At 61.8% G+C, this 16,752-nt stretch carries 15 protein-coding genes and 1 tRNA gene; 12 read left to right on the forward strand and 4 right to left on the reverse strand.

Going from position 1 to position 16,752, the window contains the following annotated elements; translation table 11 throughout:
* Positions 1-19: 19 nt before the first annotated feature.
* The 7 genes from ABIB36_RS13865 to dnaG all read left to right on the forward strand — a co-directional run bounded on the left by ABIB36_RS13865 (position 20) and on the right by dnaG (position 7,531).
* A complete protein-coding gene (locus tag ABIB36_RS13865; RefSeq protein WP_354561870.1) occupies positions 20-931 on the forward strand; it encodes an ABC transporter ATP-binding protein in 912 nt (303 codons plus the stop codon).
* On the forward strand, positions 928-1,716 hold the full coding sequence (locus tag ABIB36_RS13870) for an ABC transporter permease (RefSeq protein ID WP_354561872.1): 789 nt from the start codon (positions 928-930) through the stop codon (positions 1,714-1,716). Before ABIB36_RS13865 ends, ABIB36_RS13870 begins: the two co-directional genes overlap by 4 nt.
* A 43-nt stretch (positions 1,717-1,759) precedes the next feature.
* A complete protein-coding gene (locus ABIB36_RS13875) occupies positions 1,760-2,881 on the forward strand; it encodes a sensor histidine kinase (RefSeq protein ID WP_354561874.1) in 1,122 nt (373 codons plus the stop codon).
* Entirely contained in the window at positions 2,878-3,486 is a 609-nt protein-coding gene (locus tag ABIB36_RS13880) for a response regulator (RefSeq protein ID WP_354561877.1), read from the forward strand. The genes ABIB36_RS13875 and ABIB36_RS13880 overlap by 4 nt, the downstream gene beginning before the upstream one ends.
* Before the next feature lie 65 nt (positions 3,487-3,551).
* Positions 3,552-4,283 carry a YdcF family protein gene (locus ABIB36_RS13885; RefSeq protein ID WP_354561879.1) on the forward strand — a complete coding sequence of 244 codons (732 nt, stop codon included), beginning with the start codon at positions 3,552-3,554 and terminating at the stop codon, positions 4,281-4,283.
* Positions 4,280-5,557, forward strand: a complete 1,278-nt coding sequence (locus tag ABIB36_RS13890) for a deoxyguanosinetriphosphate triphosphohydrolase (RefSeq protein ID WP_354561953.1) — start codon at positions 4,280-4,282, stop codon at positions 5,555-5,557. Before ABIB36_RS13885 ends, ABIB36_RS13890 begins: the two co-directional genes overlap by 4 nt.
* Positions 5,558-5,599: 42 nt before the next feature.
* Complete coding sequence (gene dnaG / locus ABIB36_RS13895) at positions 5,600-7,531, forward strand: DNA primase (RefSeq protein WP_354561882.1); 1,932 nt, start codon at positions 5,600-5,602, stop codon at positions 7,529-7,531.
* Here the strand turns inward: dnaG and ABIB36_RS13900 are convergent, their stop codons facing one another.
* Positions 7,532-7,780 (reverse strand): hypothetical protein, encoded by a 249-nt coding sequence (locus ABIB36_RS13900; protein ID WP_088944798.1) that lies wholly within the window; start codon positions 7,778-7,780, stop codon positions 7,532-7,534. It lies immediately after the preceding gene.
* Positions 7,781-7,969: 189 nt separating this feature from the next.
* On the opposite strand from ABIB36_RS13900, the gene ABIB36_RS13905 reads away from it, so the two are divergent.
* The 3 genes from ABIB36_RS13905 to ABIB36_RS13915 all read left to right on the forward strand — a co-directional run bounded on the left by ABIB36_RS13905 (position 7,970) and on the right by ABIB36_RS13915 (position 11,471).
* Positions 7,970-8,042, forward strand: a tRNA-Asn gene (locus ABIB36_RS13905).
* A 393-nt stretch (positions 8,043-8,435) separates the two neighbouring features.
* The gene (locus ABIB36_RS13910) at positions 8,436-9,611 is read left to right on the forward strand and encodes a site-specific integrase (RefSeq protein WP_354561887.1); all 1,176 of its coding nucleotides are present in this window, start codon (positions 8,436-8,438) and stop codon (positions 9,609-9,611) included.
* Positions 9,612-9,752: 141 nt separating this feature from the next.
* Positions 9,753-11,471: a hypothetical protein gene (locus tag ABIB36_RS13915; RefSeq protein WP_354561890.1), complete on the forward strand. Its 1,719-nt coding sequence runs from the start codon at positions 9,753-9,755 to the stop codon at positions 11,469-11,471.
* A 241-nt stretch (positions 11,472-11,712) separates the two neighbouring features.
* Here the strand turns inward: ABIB36_RS13915 and ABIB36_RS13920 are convergent, their stop codons facing one another.
* Positions 11,713-11,910, reverse strand: coding sequence for a hypothetical protein (locus ABIB36_RS13920; protein ID WP_354561892.1), 198 nt, complete (start codon positions 11,908-11,910; stop codon positions 11,713-11,715).
* A 546-nt stretch (positions 11,911-12,456) separates the two neighbouring features.
* On the reverse strand, positions 12,457-12,651 hold the full coding sequence (locus ABIB36_RS13925) for a hypothetical protein (RefSeq protein ID WP_354561895.1): 195 nt from the start codon (positions 12,649-12,651) through the stop codon (positions 12,457-12,459).
* A gap of 84 nt (positions 12,652-12,735) precedes the next feature.
* Here ABIB36_RS13925 and ABIB36_RS13930 point away from each other — a divergent pair, with 84 nt between their 5' ends.
* Positions 12,736-14,373: a tetratricopeptide repeat-containing protein gene (locus ABIB36_RS13930; protein WP_354561897.1), complete on the forward strand. Its 1,638-nt coding sequence runs from the start codon at positions 12,736-12,738 to the stop codon at positions 14,371-14,373.
* A gap of 426 nt (positions 14,374-14,799) precedes the next feature.
* Positions 14,800-15,294 carry a hypothetical protein gene (locus ABIB36_RS13935; RefSeq protein ID WP_354561899.1) on the forward strand — a complete coding sequence of 165 codons (495 nt, stop codon included), beginning with the start codon at positions 14,800-14,802 and terminating at the stop codon, positions 15,292-15,294.
* Between the two features lie 78 nt (positions 15,295-15,372).
* Here ABIB36_RS13935 and ABIB36_RS13940 read toward each other — a convergent pair whose 3' ends face one another.
* Positions 15,373-16,659, reverse strand: a complete 1,287-nt coding sequence (locus ABIB36_RS13940; protein WP_354561901.1) for a competence/damage-inducible protein A — start codon at positions 16,657-16,659, stop codon at positions 15,373-15,375.
* Positions 16,660-16,752 lie beyond the last annotated feature (93 nt).

Below are 16,752 nucleotides of genomic sequence, written 5' to 3' on the forward strand. Positions count from 1 at the left end.
CGCGAGCAGTGTTGTTCTCATGACAACGACACCTTCGGTGCATCTGGACCACCTGAGTAAATCTTTCGGAAATGTTCGAGCCGTCGCGGATGTGAGTCTGCGGATCGAACCGGGGGAAGTGGTGGCCTTCCTCGGCCCCAACGGGGCGGGGAAGACGACCACCATCGACATGATGCTCGGTCTGGTGCGACCGGACGCCGGGACGGTGAGCATCTTCGGTGAGACACCCGCAGACGCGATCAGCGCGGGGCGAGTCTCGGCCGTGATGCAGTCCGGCGGTCTGCTCAGAGACCTCACGGTGCGCGAAACGGTCCGGCTCACCGCTGCATTGTTTCCGCGGACACAACCGGTCGACGAGGTCATCGAACGCGCCGGAATCACCGCCATCGCCGACCGACGTGTCGCGAAGTGCTCGGGCGGTGAGCAGCAACGCCTGCGGTTCGCATTGGCACTTCTGCCCGAACCCGATCTGCTCGTCCTCGACGAGCCGACGACCGGAATGGATGTGGAGGGGCGGCGTGATTTCTGGAACGCCATTCGCACCGACGCGAGAAGCGGGCGCACCGTACTCTTCGCTACCCACTATCTCGACGAGGCCGATGCCTACGCAGATCGCATCGTGCTGCTTCGCCACGGGCGGATCGTCGCCGACGGCAGCGCCGCGGAGGTCAAGAACCTGGCATCGGGCCGCACCGTGTCTGCCACGGCCATCGACGTCGATCAGCGAGCACTCCTGGCACTTCCGGGGGTCGACCGGGTGGAAACGCGGGGAGATCGAGTGATCATCCACGGACAGGACTCCGACGCCGTCGCGCGCTACCTGCTCGGCATCGACGCCGTCGACCTCGAAATTGTTTCGCGGGGACTCGAAGATGCATTTCTCGCACTGACCACCGACCATCCATCAGATCTCGCAGGGAGTTCGATATGACTGCAGCACACACGACTTCGCGTCCGACCCTGAAGCTCGGTGGATTCAGCCCCACCTTCCTCGGCCTGGAGATCAAGAGATTGATTCGCAACCGTCGGACGGTGCTGTTCACCCTCGTCATGCCGCCGGTGTTCTTCGTCATCTTCGGGACTGCGTCGGATTACTCGTCGAACTACGCGTTCGCACACGGCAACGTCACCGCGTTCATCGCCATCAGCATGGCGGTCTACGGGGCAATGCTCGCCGCTACCAGCGGGGGCGCAATGGTTTCCGTCGAACGCGCACAGGGATGGAGTCGGCAACTTCGGTTGACCCCGTTGAAGCCGGTCGCCTATATCGTCACCAAGATGGCAGTGGCGATGACCATGGGACTGGCCTCGATCGTCGTGGTGTTCGCGGTGGCTTCCGTCTTCGGCGCCGATATGCCGATCTGGGTGTGGATCTCGACGGGCGTCATCGCATGGCTCGGTAGTTCGGTCTTCGCAGCCTTCGGATTGTTCATGGGATATCTTCTGCCGTCCGAGAACGTCATGCAGGTACTCGGCCCAGTTCTCGCCGTTCTCGCGTTCGCAGGCGGGCTGTTCGTGCCTTTGGCCGACAGCGGCTGGTTCCCTTTCGTCTCCAAGTTCACCCCGCTCTACGGGCTCGCCACAGTGGCACGCGCTCCCTTCACCGATCCCAGCGCCGCCACCCTCGCGGTCGCCGTCCTCAATCTCGTGGTGTGGGCAGGCGTATTCATCGTCGGTGCGGCTGTGCTGTTCCGACGCGATACCCAACGTGTCTGATTCTTCGCTCACTCGTGCTGCCGACACCGATAACGTAGGCAGCATGAGTGAGCGGATCGATCCACCGGCGCAGGAGGGTGGCGACCGCTTCTGGCGGTTCGGGCCGATCTTCGCTGCAGCATGGTTGATCTACCTGGCCTATCCGATCGGTGAGGTACTCGCCAAGCCCTCGTGGTTCGCGCGGGTCGCCGGTCTGACACTCGTGATCGGATTCGCGCTGCTCTTTCTCGGTACGTTCTGGGCATTTCGCCGAGGACACCGCCACGATCGGCCGATGTCCTCGGCGCTGGCATGGGGTTCGCTCACCGCGATGCTCGCGATCACGGCCCTGCTCTCGCTGATGCTGGGGACGACCGCATTCGGTCTGACCATCTACATCGCAGTTATCGCCGTGATGATCCTGCCTTCGGTGCAGTCCGTCACGCTCGTTGCTGCGATGCTCGCATCCGTCGAACTCCTTCCGCGATTCGTGCCGGACTGGGAACCGGACAGCTTCTTCGGATTCCAACTCATCGTCAGTGCCCTTGCCGCCTGGGGTATTACGCAGATCTTCCGGCGAAATCACGAACTCGCCGAAGCCCGACAACAATTGGCGGACCTCGCCGTCGTTGCCGAACGCGAACGCATGGGACGCGATGTCCACGACATCCTCGGACACTCACTCACCGTGATCACGGTCAAAGCCGAACTGGCCGGACGTCTGATCGACCTCGACCCTGCGCGAGCCGCCGTCGAGATCGCACAGGTCGAAGCACTTGCCCGGGAAGCGCTCGGCGACGTACGCAGCACGGTCAGCGGTGCTCGCCGCGTGGACATCGCGGTGGAGCTCGGTAATGCACGATCGGCGCTCGACGCCGCGGGGATCGGAGCGGACCTGCCTGCCGACGCCGACGACGTCCCTCTGCGCAACCGTGAACTGTTCGGCTGGGCATTGCGTGAGGGCGTCACCAACGTCATCAGGCACAGCGGTGCGCAACAATGTTCGGTCGCGCTCGATCCGACGTCGATCGTCGTGTCCGACGACGGCCGCGGGATGGCTACCGATGCGACCGCCGGGGGCAATGGTCTTCGTGGACTCGGTGAACGAGTGAAAGCTGCCAACGGCACACTCGTGCTCGGCAGCGGAGAATCCGGTGGCTTTCGCGTGGAAGTGATGTCGCAATGACAATTCGACTGTTGCTCGCCGACGATCAAGCGTTGGTGCGCGGAGCTCTGGCGGCCCTACTCGAGCTCGAATCCGACCTCGAGGTGGTGGCCGAAGTCGGCCACGGCGATCAGGTCGTTGCCGCGGCCTTGGAACACATGCCCGACGTCGCGCTCCTCGATGTGGAAATGCCGGGTATCGACGGGATCGCTGCCACCGCGGAACTACGCACCCACGTGCCCTCGTGTCGAGTGTTGATCGTCACAACCTTCGGCCGCCCCGGCTATCTGCGACGCGCCCTCGACGCAGGCGCCGACGGATTCGTGGTCAAGGACACCCCGGCCCGGCAGCTCGCCGACGCGGTCCGTCGCGTGAACATGGGCCTCCGAGTCGTCGATCCGACGCTGGCCACGGAGACACTGACCGCCGGGGTATCGCCGTTGACTTCGCGTGAGCAGCAGGTTCTCCGGGCAGCAGTAGCAGGTGGCACGGCTGGGCGGATGGCGGCGACGCTTCATCTGTCCGAGGGAACGGTACGCAATCATCTGTCCGCGGCCATCGGCAAGACCGGCACCACCACACGTGCCGAAGCGATTCGGATTGCCCTGGATCGCGGTTGGCTCTGATCACCGACGCCGAGTTCCCGCGCGCCCATACGACCGCGATCGCGCGCGACTGGCAAACTCGGGGAGTGAACTCGACTCTCGACCGCAATCCGTACGGCGAACCCGATGGGGATTCGTACGGTCGACCGCTGGATCCGAGCCCATCCGGCCCCGATCGGCTCGGATTTCTCGGCACGCTCGGCCGGTGGACGACGCGACTCATCCTGGGCGTCGTGCTGATGGGTCTCCTCGTCGTCGGCGGTACGGCCATTCGAGTCTGGCAAGTGGCGCGGATCGACGACAACTCCCCGGCAGAGGCGATCGTGGTTCTCGGTGCGGCCCAGTATTCGGGTACACCGTCGACTGTGTTCGAGGCACGCCTCGATCAGGCCGCCGCCCTGTACGAACAGGGCGTGGCACCCGAGATCGTCACCGTCGGCGGCAAGCAGGAAGGTGACCTGTTCACCGAGGCAGCGTCGGGGCGCAACTATCTGATCGAGCAAGGCGTGCCCGCGGACAAGATCACCGCCGTCGAGGAGGGTTCGGACACTCTCGAAAGCATCGAGGCGGTCAGCGACACCTTGCGCGAGCAGGGAAGATCGTCTGTGGTGCTGGTCAGCGACCCGTGGCATTCGTTGCGCACTCGCACAATGGCCAGGGATGCAGGCCTCGACGCATGGACGTCGCCGACCAGGACAGGCCCCGCGGTGTACACCAGGGAATCGCAGGCTCATGGAATTGCTCGCGAGACCGGGGCGCTGCTGTGGTATCAGCTCACCCACTTCACCGCCGACTTCTCCTACACGGCAGGGCAATAGCGGTGAGTGGCTACACCGATCACGACCTCGAACGGTTCGTCGCGGAACCGCGTAAAACGGCAGGGCTCGATGGCGCGCAGGAGAACGCATCCCACCGCAGCGCGTTCGCGCGCGACCGAGCACGCGTACTGCACAGTGCGGCGCTGCGGAGGTTGGCCGACAAGACTCAGGTCACCGGACCGCGTGACGGAGATACCCCGCGCACTCGATTGACACATTCGCTCGAGGTGGCGCAGATCGGGCGCAGCATTGCCGAAGGACTCGGCGCCGATCCGGACCTGGTGGACCTGGCAGGGCTCGCACACGACATCGGTCACCCGCCGTACGGGCACAACGGGGAGAGGGCACTCGACGAGGTCGCCGAGAATTGCGGCGGATTCGAGGGCAATGCGCAGAACCTACGAATCCTCACCGGCCTGGAACCGAAGACTCTCGACGCCGACGGCACCAGCGTCGGACTCAATCTCACCCGCGCATCCCTCGATGCCGCGATCAAATATCCGTGGCTGCGGCCCTCGCCCGGAGCAAAGTTCGGCGCGTACGAGGACGACGGCCGGATCCTCGATTGGGTTCGCGATGGGGCACCGAACCGACGCAAGTGCCTGGAGGCACAGTCCATGGACTGGGCCGATGACGTCGCGTACTCGGTCCACGACGTAGAAGACGGTGTGATCGGCGCCAGAATCGACCTCAGAGCACTCGGCGATCGTTCGGAGCAGCGCGCATTGGCCGAACTCGGAATCAGGGAATTCCGTGGTCTCGACGTAAACGAGCTGATCGAGGCTGCAGAGCGACTCTCACGCATGCCGGTTGTCGTGACGGCTGGTCGGTTCGACGGGACACTCGAAGCGTCGGTGGAGCTCAAGCACCTCACGAGCGAGCTGGTCGGGCGATTCGCGACCGCTGCGATCAACGGCACCCGCGACAAGTGGGGCACAGGTTCACTGTCGCGGTACGACGCCGATCTGGTCATCCCGGCGGTCGTCGCCTCCGAGGTGGCACTCCTGAAGACGATGGCGTTGCGGTACGTGATGTCCGATGCCGGACACAAGATGCGTCAGGAGCGGCAGCGGGAACGAATCCACCGCGTCGCGCAATGGTTGTTGCGCTCGGCGCCGGGGGAGTTGGACCCGATTTTCGTGCCGGCATGGAACCGCGCCGAGGACGACGCGCAGCGCACTCGGGTGGTCGTCGATCAGATTGCGTCGTACACCGAAAGTCGGCTCGAGCGGATCGACAAGCGCAGCCTGGGCGCTCAGGCCAGTTGGGGCTGATCTGATTCTTCGCAGCCGGTGCGCGGTACTAGACTGCCCGGTGTGGCCGGCCGAATTCCTGAACGAGACATAGCCGCCATCCGCGAACGCACTCGAATCGAGGACGTGGTCGGTGACTATGTCTCGCTCAAGCGCGCGGGCGGCGATTCCATGAAGGGGCTGTGCCCGTTCCACGACGAGAAGTCTCCGTCGTTCCACGTGCGCCCCAACCATGGGCACTATCACTGCTTCGGCTGCGGCGAGGGCGGTGACGCCTACTCGTTCCTGCAGAAGATCGAGCACATTTCGTTCGTGGAAGCCGTCGAGCAGCTCGCAGACCGGCTGAACTACTCCATCACCTACGAAGGTGGCGGGCCGTCGGTTCAGCGGGATCGCGGCACACGCGCGCGGCTGATCGCGGCCAACGCTGCCGCTCAGGAGTTCTACGCTGCACGGCTCCGCGAGCCCGACGCGCAGGCGGCGCAGGACTACCTCACCGAACGCGACTTCGACGGGCAAGCCGCACTCACCTATGGGTGTGGATACGCCCCCGACGGCTGGGACACCCTCACCAAGCATCTGCTGAGCAAAGGTTTCGAGGCCAAAGAAATCATCGATGCCGGGCTGGCCACGGCGGGCAAGCGCGGCACCCCGATCGACCGATTCCGTCGCCGCCTGGTGTGGCCGATCCGCAGTCAAAGCGGCGACGTCATCGGCTTCGGCGCGCGAAAACTCTTCGACGACGACACCATGCCCGGCAAGTACATCAACACCCCGGAAACCATGCTGTACAAGAAGTCTCAGGTGCTGTTCGGTCTGGACATGGCACGCAAAGACATCGCCAAGTCGCACCAAGCCGTCATCGTCGAGGGCTACACCGACGTCATGGCCATGCACCTGGCCGGTGTCAAGACCGCTGTCGCATCGTGCGGCACTGCATTCGGTGAAGACCACCTGGCAATGCTGCGTCGACTCATGATGGACGACAGCTACTTTCGTGGCGAGGTCATCTACACCTTCGACGGCGACGCGGCAGGAAAAGCAGCCGCGATGAAAGCATTCGAAGGTGACCAGAAGATCGCCGGGCAAACATTCGTCGCCATCGCCCCCGACGGGATGGATCCCTGCGAGTTACGCCAGAAATCCGGTGATCCTGCAGTGCGCGATCTGGTGGCGCGTCGGACACCGATGTTTGCGTTCGTCGTCAAATCGCTGCTGAGCGAACATGATCTGGACACCCCCGAGGGCCGCGTCGAAGCTCTGAAGCGGACGGTTCCCGTTGTCGCCCGAATCAAGGACGGCTCGTTGCGTGACGAGTACGCCCGCCAGCTCGCCGGGTGGACCGGCTGGGACGACACTGCGATGGTGCTCGCCAGAGTGCGCGACGAAGCCAAGAGGATCGCTCGGGGCGGCGGAGATGCCAACAGCAAGCGTGTGCCGTTCGAGAAGCGTCAGGAGCCGAAGCCGGAAACACCGGCCGGCCCACCGCGACCGCAACCGCGAGATCCCGCGCTGTGGCCGCAGCGCGAAGCCCTCAAGTCGGCGCTGCAGAACCCGTCGATCGCCGGGTCCGTGTTCGATTCTTTGCCCCCGGAGACATTCACACATCCCGCCTACGCGGCCGTCAGTGCGGCCGTCACAGCCGCGGGCGGCACCGCTGCGGGGCTCGGCGGAGGAGAATGGGTCGACGCCGTCGCCAAACGCGCCGAGGGACCTGTCATTCAGTCACTCGTCATGGAGTTGGCCGTCGAACACATACCCGTCGCCGACATCGCGCTGACCCGCTACACCAACGGTGTGATGGCGCGCTTGCAAGAAGTATGGGTCGGTGAGCAGGTCGCCGAACTCAAATCCAAGATGCAGCGCATGTCCCCGCAAGAGAACCCGGACGAGTACTACGCGCTGCTCGGCGACGTCATCGCCCTCGAACAGTACCGGCGAAGCCTGCTCGAGCAGGCCATCGGCAACGTGGAGGACGATTCAGCCGCCGGCTAGCTACTTCCTGCGGAGCTGATCCTGCGGAATGTACAGCTGCGACTCGTCGTCGATCGTCTTCATGGGCTCGAGCTTCGGCTGCGTATTCAACGAGTCCGACAGCTTCTGCCTGCTCACATCGAGAACCTTCTTCGTAGCCGGACTGCCGGCGACGGCCGCAGCAGTCTTACGGATCTGCTCGTAGCGACCACGACCAGCCTTGGCTCCGAGTACGTACGCCGCTCCAGCAGCCAGAACCAAACGGATCATCAAAGTCCTCCCAGAGTGTTGCTGGTCATCAGTGTTTGGCGGTCATCGAGGTAGGCGCCACTCCACCTACCTCTACGCGCGTCCCACCATCCTGCCTGACTCGGCTCCACCAGGGCGATTTGGTACTCCCATGGGGGTGTGCGCTATGGTTTCTCTCGGCGCACACGAGAGTGTGATGCCACGAAGTAATCCCCTGTAGCTCAATTGGCAGAGCTTCCGACTGTTAATCGGACGGTTGCTGGTTCGAGTCCAGCCGGGGGAGCAGTGATAGGCCCTCTGACCTGCGCTTTTGGCCGCACGGTCGGAGGGCCTTTCTTTGTCCTAGGTCTCGTTGTCACGGATTGTCACAATTTGTCACGAACGCTTGGTGCTTCCCGTTACGTCGGTGGGTGTGGATGGGACCACCGACGTTTGGAGCGTAGGTTCGGCTAGTCGGACGGTCGAAGTCCACGAACGTATTTCGGCGCTGAAGTGCCTATCGGACAACCTTCATCTGATGCCGAGCTACGGCGCCAGTGCGGCGGTGCAGCACGACTCGCGGTGTCTCGCTTCGATGGCGACATAAATTGCATTTTCCGCATCGTCTACTCGAAACTGCCAGCTCAGCACAGTTTCACGCTGCCGATGTGTCAGTGGCCTGCGCTAGGCTGCGTGTATGGACTTTCGACCAGCCCGGACACCTGCGGTGGGCACTGCCCCGGGCATCCTCGGAAACGGTCTGTCGGTGGCTGTCGAGCCGGAGATCCCGCCGGCCGTCGCGAAGCGGATCGCGAGCGCCGTTCAGTCTTCCCGTTCCGAAGGAACGCGCAAGACCTACTCCACCGCATGGAGACGCTTCTCCACGTGGTGCGAGACGAACGGTCACGTGACGTTGCCGGCACATCCGGTCACCGTCGCCGCGTACCTCGTCGACGCCGCTGACACTTGCACCGAGCAAGGGGAGCGGGCTTACGCCGTGGCCACCTTCGGCACCTGGATTGCGGCGATTAATTATCAGCACCGGATCACCGGGCATCTGTCACCGTCTGCACACGAACTCGTGACCGCCACGTTGTCCGGGATCCGGCGGGAGTATGCCGCCGCGGGGGACCGTCCCCGCAACCCGCGAGACCCGTTGCTGGTGGATGACATCAAACTTCTCGTACGGACTGCGCGCGAGCAGTGCCGAGGGTGGGCTGACGAGGTGCTGGAGCGACGCGATTCGGCGATTCTGTTGCTCGGGTTTGCCGGTGCCTTCCGCCGCAGTGAACTCTCCGACCTAGTCTGCGGGGACGTCAGCGTGCACCGGCATGACGGGTTGCATATCCGGCTACGGAAGTCGAAGACTGATCAGGAGGGTAGGGGAGCGGTGAAAGCACTGCCGTACACCGAATTCCACCAGACCTGCCCACCCTGCGCGTATGTCCGCTGGGCCCAGGTCATCGCAGCATTCGACGCTCGCGGCCGCCCCTCTGTTATCCGGCTGCTGAGCAAGGGTGAACCGTTCGAGGCACATGTGTGCCGCGGGGGAGTCCCGCGCACCGCCGCCCTAGCACCGATGTTTCGCGCTATCGCGAAGAACGGAAACCTTGGAGTCACTCCGTTGTCCGGAGCTGCGATTCACCAGACCATCCGCCGCCGTGCTGGCCACGCAGGCTTCGATCCCACCGCGCTGACCAAACTGGGTGGGCATTCCCTGCGTGCTGGTTTCGTCACCCAAGGAACTCGCAACGGTGCCGACGGGTCCGCTATCGCCCGGCAGACGGGCCACGCGAGCCTCGACTCGGTCGAGGTGTACCGCCGCGAGCATGCGCCCCTCGTTGGAAATGCTGTCACCGACATTGGTCTCTGAGCAACCCCGCCATCGTTACCGACAGTGTTCCGACATCCAGGACGCGAGCTGCGGCTCCGCATTTGGTCGCTCGGCTTTAGCCATTACGAAGTGTCAAACGCCCGTACCGCAGATCGAACTTCCGCAGGAGAGGCGTTAATCGTGCAGGTCGACTGGGCCACGCTTGGCCGCAACAAGTTCGAGTCCACAGTCGAACTGTTGATTCGCCGCCAGTGGGACGGACACGCCAACGTAATCGTTCCTGATGGGCGCGGTGGCGACGACGGCATCGACATCGACGTCGAGAAATCGAACGCCCACAAGCGTATTTATCAACTCAAGTACTACCCGGATGGGTTCTCTGGCGACCGCAAGACCACCCGCCAGAAACAGATCCGCAAGTCGTACATCACAGCGGCCAAGTACCAACCAGACGAGTGGCTACTCGTCGTGCCAACCAAACTGACTCCTGGTGAGCGTATGTTCGTTGAAGGCCTGGCTGAACTACGAGGACCGAAAATCTCAATCGTAGATCAGGTCGAGCTCGACATCTTGATGATCAACCTCCCCGACGTTTACAACTACCTCGAACGCGATCAAATGCGTGCGAATGCAGTCTTGTTCGGCCAAGAAGCCGCAAATCTGTTTGGCGGCGTGAAAGATGTCGTGGATCGGGTGCGGTCATTGGGTCAGCTCGCGGACACGATGGACCCGCACTGGGCTCTTGATTTCGTGAGGTACGGCGACAGCGTGACGTATTCACTGCGCCCGAAGACCTCTGATGCTCACATCAAAAGCCCGGTCAAACTTACAGTCGACGGGGTATTAGGTCCCCAACATTCCGAGCTCGCGAAGGCCATGAGAGGGACATTTGGTTTCGGTGCCTCCGACCCAGTTCTGTTGCCTGCCGAAGTCGTCCAACGTCTTACAATCAGCGGACCGGCGTTCATTGCCGGAGCGCATCAGAACATCGACATGCAGTTCAACCCCATCAGCCGCAACCCTCATGTGGGCGCGACCGCGCAAATCTCATTCGAAACACCCGACGGCGATCACCTCGGACAGTTTGAAGGCGAGGTCACGCACATCGGCCAAGGACCCGAAGGTGGTGCGCTAGAGCTCGCCTTCTACAACAAACACCTGGAGATGCGTGTTCTCTTTCCGCTGCAAGAATTTTCAGAAGAACCCATCAACGTGCGGATCGGTTACAACCTGCAGAAGATTGCAGTGCGTGACGCGATCGAGGTTCTTGAGATCAGCACGCTTCTACGCTCCCACGCCCTTCTGCTGAAGGTGCACCTCGAAGATCAGCACCTGATGACAGTCCATCAAGGGAACGCTGAGAACATACCTCCACTGGATCCCGACGTTGCGATCATCAGATCAATCGCGGAAGACCTAAGTGTTGTCCAGGCTCACTGCAAACAGTCGTTCCAACTGCCGCTCACCGTGACCCAGAGGGAGAGGATCGATCTGCGCATCGCTCGACTGCTGATCGAAGGTCACGCAGTAGAAACGCCAGATGCCTCATCGATCACTGCCACTCTTTCGGGAGAGGACTCACCTGAACTTCGAGCAATCATGATCGACGGCGGTAGCCTACGTTTCGAGGGCCCCGACTACGTCGTTAAGATTGGAAAGAAGACGATGACAGTCGGGCCGGCGTACATTGGCGACCCAGAGTCGTATGTCGAACACGCGGATGTTGCGCTACACCGCCTCGATAACGGGACCGCAGAGGGTTACCAAGTCAAGTTTCTACCTGGTACAACAACTTACTTTCGGTCGGTACTTGTTGAATCCGCAGAACCTCGCCACTTCGCTGACCCACCAACACCTTGGCGAATTTCCGGGATCGAACAACCTACGAAACAGTCGTGACTCATTGTCTCGACTGGGGTCCTCCACGAGCCAGTAGGCAATATGAACGCGCCTACTCGCTTCAGAACATCGCTGTGCAGACATCCTGAGAGTCCGCGAGACGAAGTCTCAACTCCTGATTTACATAAGAGATCGGTGAACAATGACTCCTGGCGGCGGCACGATCGCAGCATTTGGCCTCAAGTACCAGTACATGGCTACCGTGGAGCACTTTCTGCAACACCTGCGGGACAACATAGCGCTAATTCCACAAACCACGTTGGTTGTCGAACCTGTTGTGGTGGACTCTCATGGGCAAGACGACGACATCGTCGACTTCGGCTTCCTCACAGACGGCATGCCGACACATCACATCCAGGTGAAGTCTTCGATCGACCCGTCCAACCATCCGCTTCAACCAGCGTCCGCCCGAGCGGTACTCGAACGTCTCATCACTCACGATGCGACCACCTCTGCCCTTTACACCAACAAACCGCTCTCGCCCACCCTTCTTAGTGACGTTGAAGTCGACGCACGGGCCATAGCCCGGTTTGGCACCGTCTCGTACGTTTGGCCGAACGGCCCAGGTGGACAACACAGTACACAGCGGGATCGGCCTCGAATCACGGTTGACGGGCGGTCTCATCACCTAGTTCGAGATTCAATCGCGGATCTAGTTGGCGGATTTCGCAAGGAACGCGGGCGGAACCACACCGCAACAACTTGCAGTCTCTTGGTTCCGATTCTTCTTGATCGGGTATTCAGTGCTGCGGCGGGAACCGACGCGAGCCGTCTGGAGGCATTGGACTTTTTGGAGCTCGTTGCGATGCCCGACTCTCGCATCGCGCAGGTTGCGGGAGGGTTCGACTGGGGCCTCCCCGTCGCAGGCATACCGAACTACGTCTCGACATTTCCACGGTTGGACTACCTCAGCAAAATCAAGGACTCGTTCCCTGCCGAGGCAGCCGTTGCCCCACCTAGAGTCGCTCTGGTAGGTCATACGGGCTCAGGAAAGTCTGTAATCGCCTCGGACTACTGCCATCTCGATGCAATCAACTACCAATTCATGTGTTGGATCGATTGCCGAGACGCAGACTTTATCGACGCGCAGGTTGTCAACCATGTCGAACAGCTGACGAAAGGCGCCCTCAGCCCCGAACAAGACGCCGTTGCCGTTTTCACCGGGATTCTCGGTCGCCACAGCGGCCCATGGCTCTTGATACTCGACGGCGTTGTGCAACGATCCGACATAGATCGAGTCATTCCGACACGAGGCCACGGGGTAGTGCTCGTCACGAGCACCAACCGCCTGAACTGGTGGCCAGACACTGCAGTCATTGAAGTTGGCGAGTTCACCACCGAGGAGGCGGTCGGCTGCTTTGCCTCGTACGCCGGTCTAGACCGCGAGCAGGAAGAAGAACACCACACAGTACTGACGGAAATCGTTTACATGCTCGGGCATGTGCCACTGGCTGTGAGCATGGCAGGCGTATACTTTCGCAACGCGGACGGGACTCCAAGCGAGCTAGCCACCCATTACTTCGAAGACCTAGAGGCGCTCGACGACATCCTTTCGATCCCAGCGGGGTTCAACAAAACTGCGTTCAAGGCAATCCAGCATGCAGTCGCGTCCCTCGGGAAGCACGACGCAAGCGGGCACGGCCTTACGGCCCGGGCAGTACTGGAGTTGGGTTCGTTAATAGCCCCCGAACAAATTCCGCTCAATCTCATGGTGCCACTCGCAGCTGAACCTGAACACTCGCTAGACGTCGCTGAGGTTCCACACCCCGAGGTGGTCGAGCCCAAGCTGCGGCGGGGTGTCATTGCCGCCCTCAGAAGTCAATCGATTGCTCGCCGTATCGTCTCTGAAACTGCCGGCCCGACCAGCGAAACCATCAACCTCCATCCGCTTGTCCATCAGATCCTGCGGATGTCCCGGCTGGCCGCATTGCCACCGGGCCAGCTCGAGAGCGACGCATTCCTACTGATGCACTTTCTACGCGGCTGGCTCGGCGCATCGAGATCGAACGGCGACTATTTCGCAACCGAACTGCTTCGAATGCACTCAGAAACTCTATTAGCTGTAATCAAACAGCACGAACCGCTCGCGTCCTACTCCGATCAGAGTCGCCGCTGCTACCTGTACACAAAGGCGCTGCTCGAAGGAGAGCTGAGCACCTGTCACGCCAGCCGTCGACGATTCGACCTCTCACTGAGGTTAGGGCAAGCTGCTGGTTCGACGATGACGGCCCTGTCCGAAGAACCCACTGCCCGCGCACTGACAGCCATAGTCGCGGTCAATATGATCACCGATCTTTCTTTCGCCAAAGCGCCCGCAGCAGTCCTTGCAGCAATCACCGCTGCTACATTGCCTGCGATCACCGTAGGCGTTGCGGATGATAAAGAGTCCATCCGAGAAGCTTCATATACCGCCGCCGGAGAACTAAGAACGATGCTGAACCGCACGCCCGAGTATCAGGTGGCCCCGGAACTCGAAGACGTTCGATCTCGCATCGATGCCCTGGTCGAAAGCGATCCACACCCGGATGCGCGTCCATCAACGGTCAACAACAGAATCAACGAGCTCTACTCAGCAGGGGACTACGAAGCGCTCGAACGTTTGCTCCCCCCACTACGGCAGAACGCATCGCCAGATGATTCGGTGGGGCTGGATGCACTGCATATCGTCGTACGGTTGCATCTCGGAACTCTTGACGAAGTGCAGAGTGGTCTCGAAGAGCTCGTCGCCATCGACCCGCACGCTGGCTATCTCAGCAACTCTCTCGTCGAGGCTCTGACAAAAGTAGGGCGCGAGGTAGAGCAATGTGCACAGAACAATCCTGCCGACAGACGACGACTGCTTCTGATGCGGGCCGCCATCGAAACGAGATTGGTGCAGCTCATCGGCTCCGCCCAGCCCTGAGCGGTCGATCTTGTGCACAGCCACTGCCGAGAGCATCGGCGAGTCAGGATTCCTTGACGGTGCGGTAACTGTCGTTCACGCAGCGTCCGCGTCGACCGAGGCCGTCAGTTGTTCGAATGACTCTAGCCGACCACATACCTACCGTTTGAATTGCGTTTACAGGAGAACTCCGCGTAAGCGACCAGTTCCGTCCATCGTTCCTGTTCGAGTCGTGCGGCGGGCTAAAGAATGTAGCTGCTCAAAAGAACGGTTGCAGCACAAGCGAAATGAACTGAGACCCGTTGTCCATCTGCGTTACGTTCGTCCTGTCAAGAGGTAGGGCGAGCGGTTCCATTGGGTCGGGAGTTATGCGCGTCGATGTCGCCGGGGGTGTTGCTGATCCGCGGGGTCGAGGTTCTGTCGGTGGTGCTGACTAGATTGTCCGCCATGGCAGACTCCACCGACAGCGGCACTGGACCAGACGAGACGATGACGGCTATCGCCGTAGCGATGCGGACCGCGGGAGTGGCCGAGCGGCGCGAAAGGCTGCAGGCGCTGTGGGAGCGCGTCGGTGCCGGCGGAGATCCATTGCATCGATGCACGATCAGCCACTATTTGGCCGACGTGTGCGACGATGCGGCGGAGGCGCTGACCTGGGATATCCGTGCGTTGGACGCTGCGGACACGTTGACCGACGACCGCGTCAAGGCACACCATGCGTCGTTGAACGTCGCCGGGTTCTATCCCTCTCTGCACCTCAGTTTGGCCGACAACTATCGCCGGCTCAGTTCGTTGGCCGCTGCTGCGCGGCACTTGGACGAAGCGAATCGTCGGCTGCGAGCGCTTTCCGACGACGGCTACGGGCGGATCGTCAGGGATGGTATCGACCATGTCACTGTTGCCTTGGCCGCTGGCTCGACCGAACGGTTACCGAGTCACTGAATGCGTTGAGCATCACAGTGATTCGCATAGTTCGTAGCCTACGTTTCCGCTCACCGCGCCGCGCGTGAACGATGGCGGTCAATTCACAGGCGCCAACGCGTCGGCGAGCATGTGAATCGCCGCTGTCGTGGAAAGCGCACGCACGCTTGCGCGGTCACCGGGGAGCCGGAGTGTGCGGGTCATGGTCGGTCGGTCGGCGGAGGCAATTGCGAAGCAGACAGTGCCGACCGGTTTGAGGTCGGTGCCGCCGCCCGGTCCCGCGACGCCACTGGTCGATACCGCGATGTCGACGCCGAGTCTGCTCCGTGCGCCCTCCGCCATCTGAGCCGCCACTTCTTCACTGACAGCGCCGTGTTCTTCGATCATCTCGGCGGGGACGTCGAGGAGACCGGTCTTCGCCTCGTTGGCGTAGGACACGACCGCGCCGACGACGTAGGCCGAGGAACCCGCGCGATCGGTGAGACGGGCGGCGATCATGCCACCGGTGCACGATTCTGCGGTGGCAATTCGATGGCCGGCCAGCCGGTTCGCGACGATGTCGTCGATGGTGGATCCGTCGATCGAAAAGACTTGCGCGCCATGATGTTTGTCGATGAGACCAGCAAGATCCGCGTATGCGGCTGCGGCAGGCTCTGCATAGCGGGTCACCATCTCGAGCTCGCCGAGCTGCAGGCAAGTGGTGATCTCGAGATCGCCGAATCCCGTGATCTGGCGCTCCGCCGTCCGTAGCGTTGCAGCGAGGTCGGCTTCGGACAGCCCGTACGCACGAATGGTGTTCTGACGGATTTGAGTGCTTCGGGCCAGGACCTCGACGACCGGCGCGGTATCGAGTGCCTCTGGCCACATCGCCTGCAGTTCGCGAGGTGGGCCAGGCAATATCAGGACAGCGGGCAGTGCCCCGGAGTCTCCGGCAGGTATCGCTACACCGGGGGCGGTTCCGGTCGGTGGAATGGAATACGCACCGTGCGGAACCATTGCCTGCTTGCGAATACCTGCCAGCAACGGCTCTGAGTCGGTTGCAGAACTCAACCGGCTTCGCCATCGCTGCACGATTGCGTGGATGCGCTGTTCGAGTTCGTCGTCGAGGTGCAATTCGCGGTCGTACAGAGCGGCAACGGTCTCCACGGTGAGATCGTCAGCGGTCGGGCCCAAGCCTCCGGTGGTGACGATCAAGTCGACACGCTGATCCGCGAGAAACTGCAGTTGCGCCGTCAGGTCCTCGGGGCGGTCACCGCAGATCGTGATGTGTGCAACGTCCACTCCCATCTCCAAGAGTTGCTGAGCTACCCACGGGCCGTTCCTGTCGGTGACCCGTCCGGCCAGAACTTCGTTTCCTGTAACCACTACACCCGCGCGCACCGTCATTCCTCGACCATACTGGCGACCGTCATATCTACGCGGATAGCCGCCTCCGGTGTAACGACGACCGATGTCCTCAGTAGGACCGGTCGCCTCGAG

The sequence above is a fragment of the Rhodococcus sp. UYP9 genome (assembly GCF_040547235.1).
Taxonomy (GTDB): Bacteria; Actinomycetota; Actinomycetes; order Mycobacteriales; family Mycobacteriaceae; genus Rhodococcoides.